Source organism: Xenorhabdus sp. PR6a (assembly GCF_028599065.1).
In the GTDB taxonomy this organism is placed as follows: domain Bacteria; phylum Pseudomonadota; class Gammaproteobacteria; order Enterobacterales; family Enterobacteriaceae; genus Xenorhabdus; species Xenorhabdus doucetiae.
Genome location: NZ_JAQRFJ010000118.1, coordinates 1 through 3,629, shown reverse-complemented (window position 1 = coordinate 3,629; position 3,629 = coordinate 1). Strand labels below are relative to the sequence as shown.

Here is a 3,629-nt window from a genome sequence, read left to right as displayed (position 1 = left end):
AATGACTGAGTAAGTATTTTCGACTTCCTCTCATTGTCCATGCCGCTCATCATGTCAGCCAAAAATATCGGCTGATTCTCCTCGGGGAAAAATGCGCCAGGAATAGTAAAGTCGATAAATTTACCGGGACGGGTTCTTATTGATGCGCGCTGTTCCCATTTATCAGTATAGGCGGCAGACAAACCGCCCTTCGAAACCATGGTTTCATTTTCCATAGATATTCTCCAGATGAAGGAATACATGTATTTAAAAAAGTCATGCCGAGCCCGGCCAAATATAAATATTTAGCCGGGGGGCACGCGAAAACGATTATTTATTCTTCAGCTTTGCTTGGGGATGCCACGATACTCAACATAGACAACAACACGACAACGCCTATCACACTCGCCATCACATAGCTCATTTCCTCCGGCCGCCCGATAAAGACGTAGCTGGCCATCCCCGTGATAGCCACAACCAGCAGCGAGCGCATGCTCATGATATAGGAGGCCGCCACACCGTAAATTTCAGGGTAGACACTCATGGAACGTGCGAACAGCGTCGGATAGCAGATAGAAAAACCGAAGCAGAACAGGCTCATCAGCAGGGTGATCGCCCAAGGCGTTGTCGCCGTCAGTAGAGCTAGAATGCTGACGATGGCTAACGCCATACCGATTTTCTCAGCGCGCCGATCGCCACCAAACGCGGCGATAATACGGGCGGAAAAGAGGCTGGGGATTGAAAATGACGCCACGATAATAAAAAAGTGAACAACAAATGCCGACAGCGAGAACGCAAAGGTTTCACGGTAAAGAAAAGCGCTGGAAGCGATGAATACCATATAAGCAGCGAAGAAAAGTGAAGGAATCAACGATAATCGCATGAATTGGAAACTCGCCGTCAGCCGGGCATAGCTTCCCACAATGGCTTTGAGATCGAATGGCGTTTTTTCTTTCTTCGTTTCCGGCAGGAACAACAATTCCAGCAGTACCGCCGCTGCGGTGATCACCGCGACAACCGCATAGTTTCCTCTCCACCCCCAATGCTCATTAATCCAACCACCGGCGATTGGCGCTAGCGACATGAAAATCGAGATACAGGCATTAACCAGACCGATCATGCTGTACATGGCCGCCCCTTGATAACGGTCTGCGATGATCGCGTAAGCCACTACCACCGGCGTGCAAGCCCCCAACCCCTGAATAAAGCGGGACAACATCAAAAGATCGATTGAAGTGGCGTAGGTACATCCCAGAGCACCTAACAGCATGATAGCCCCACCGATCAACATGGTTTTGCGTCGACCAATCGACTCTGACAGTGGGCCATAAATCAACGCGCCAAACACAAATCCCAAGAAGTTATAGGTGATCGTACGCTGAATATGCCCTTCAGAAACACCGAAACTGGCAGCCATATCCGGAAAGCTGGGAACGGACATATCCACTTCAATACACCCAGCCAATAAGGAAACCACAAGGATAAAGGGCAGAGGCACCCACTTTCCTGTCAACATATCCATACTCCAACAAAACATTAATACATATATTAATAACCATAATTAAAGTAGGCCAAAAGTAATTATATGTAAATATCTTTAATGCATAATGATGATGGATAACCTTTTATGTGACAATTATCACAATAAATAATGAAAAAATGAAACACGAACACATTGATTAATGAGGCTTGCTTAACAACAAACAGGTTCTCTTACTCTGTGAGAATATCAACATAACCAATACGTTAGAGCTTCTAATTATTTTCTGACGTATTTAATTAATCTGAAATCGCTCACAAAGTTCGCTCAGGTGGAGCAACAGATACACCACATCCGCCGCATCCGGCACGGTGACATACCAGCGCGGGTGATCGTACTCCTCCGGCTGAGGCCACAACGTACTGCCGGTCACCGTGATCAGCACATCGATGCAACGCCCCAGTCGCCCCTCAAGATGCAGTGCCACACTGGTACGACTCCCGATACGATGCGGGTGGGCGGTAAGTTGGATCGGTTCCAACAGCCGATCGCGGATAGCCGCGCAGAACGTCTCAAGCCGCCGCGCATCCGTTTCGCTTAAGGTGGCCACACCCTGCGGAGGAAGGGTGAATAACGACGGCTCACGACAGACCTGGCCTGGCTGTCGAACAACCGGTTCCGGGTATTTCAGCGTCATCATGCTACCGCTGCCTCCCCGTTCGCCGCCAGACCGCGCAGGCGATCAAGCGTTTGCGCTACCCTTCGCGCCGCCTCGAGCTCGCTGCAGCCAAATTCCTGCATCAGCGCGCGGCGTTCGGCCTTCTCTTCTTTTTCGGTCATCCCCAGCGCCAGGTACAGGCTCGGCGGTACCGCACGGAACAGCGCCTCGAGTTTTTTCGACAACACCACACCTTCGGTATAACAGCCGGAGAGTTTGCTGGCCGACAGCAGCACCGCCTTTTGCTCCTCGGTGAGTGCCTTGAAGCGGGCAATGTCGTTGACCTCCTCCGGCGGCATCGTCAGACAAACCCACCACTCCGCCATATTCAGCATTTTCTCGGCAATATCCGGGAAGTCTTTCAGGTTCTGCGTGGCCAGCCACAGCCAGGCGCCGAGCTTACGCCACATCTTGACAATTTTGGTCATGTACGGCGCCAGCAGCGGGTTCACCGTCACAATGTGCGCCTCATCAACCGCGAACACGATATCCCGCTCCGAGTACTGGTCTCGCTCGGCAATGTTGTTGATGGTGTTGGTCAGGCTCACCATCGTCAGCGCCATCTGCGCCTCATAGCCCTCACGTGCCAGATGCCCAAGGTCAATCAGGGTCACATCCGCCTCTGGCCACAGGCTGCCCTCACGGTTAAACAGCTCCGCTTCAAAACTGCCTGCCTGGGTAAACATCCCGAGCGACTCCGCCATTTAGGCCGCTTTGGCCCGGCGCTGGACGTTACGGATATCACTCCCTTCGTCTTTGGATATGGCGTACAGTGCCTTCTGCAGGTCTGCCGGCAACATCTGCCGTCCTTCGTCATAGGTCTGCCGCGCTGCCATCAGCAACGCCTCGCGGATCATCGCGCGGTCGGCGCGTTTCAGTTCATGTTCTTCCTTCGCATCGCCGCCGGTGATCATCATGCGCGCCGAGATTTCCATTTCTCCCAGGTAATCGCGCTTATCTTCATCCTCGTCGTCATCGGCATCGATGTCCGGCAGGTCATTTTCATCCAGGGCCAGCGAGGTTAACGCATCGTCGACGAGTTTATGCGCGTAGGAGAACGGCGGCAGCGAGACGCCACTGCCCGGTTTGATACTCACCTTGTTGACACTGAGCCCCAGGCTTTCGAAATAATCGGCCAGCAGTCCGAACGAGTTCCCCGCTTCGGCAATAAACAGTCGCGGCCGGTGTATTGCCATCAGCTGCGACAGGGTCGCGCACAACGTCGCCGATTTCCCCGCGCCGGTCGGACCAAAATACAGCATGTGCGCATTCTGACTCCGGTCGTGCTTGTTGAGCGGGTCAAACGTCAGCGTATCCCCACCGCGGTTGAAGAAGCTCATGCCGGGGTGACCGGTCCCGGTTTCGCGGCCGGTCACCGGTAACAGGCCGGCCAGATGCTGTACCCAGGTCAGGCGGGTGTACCAGTGTTTCTTGTCCGTCTCCGGGTTAAAA

At 53.1% G+C, this 3,629-nt stretch carries 3 protein-coding genes and 1 pseudogene; all 4 read right to left on the bottom strand.

Annotation, left to right across the window (positions count from 1 at the left end; all coding sequences use genetic code 11):
• On the bottom strand, window positions 1-215 hold a 215-nt coding region (locus PSI15_RS17340), incomplete at its 3' end, for a hypothetical protein (RefSeq protein WP_273584609.1).
• A 98-nt stretch (window positions 216-313) separates the two neighbouring features.
• The gene (locus PSI15_RS17335) at window positions 314-1,495 is read right to left on the bottom strand and encodes an MFS transporter (RefSeq protein WP_049209473.1); all 1,182 of its coding nucleotides are present in this window, start codon (window positions 1,493-1,495) and stop codon (window positions 314-316) included.
• Between the two features lie 259 nt (window positions 1,496-1,754).
• Window positions 1,755-2,159 carry an acetyltransferase gene (locus PSI15_RS17330; protein WP_273584608.1) on the bottom strand — a complete coding sequence of 135 codons (405 nt, stop codon included), beginning with the start codon at window positions 2,157-2,159 and terminating at the stop codon, window positions 1,755-1,757.
• Window positions 2,156-3,629, bottom strand: a pseudogene (locus PSI15_RS17325) (conjugative transfer ATPase); the annotation flags it as partial. The gene PSI15_RS17330 and the pseudogene PSI15_RS17325, both read right to left, overlap by 4 nt.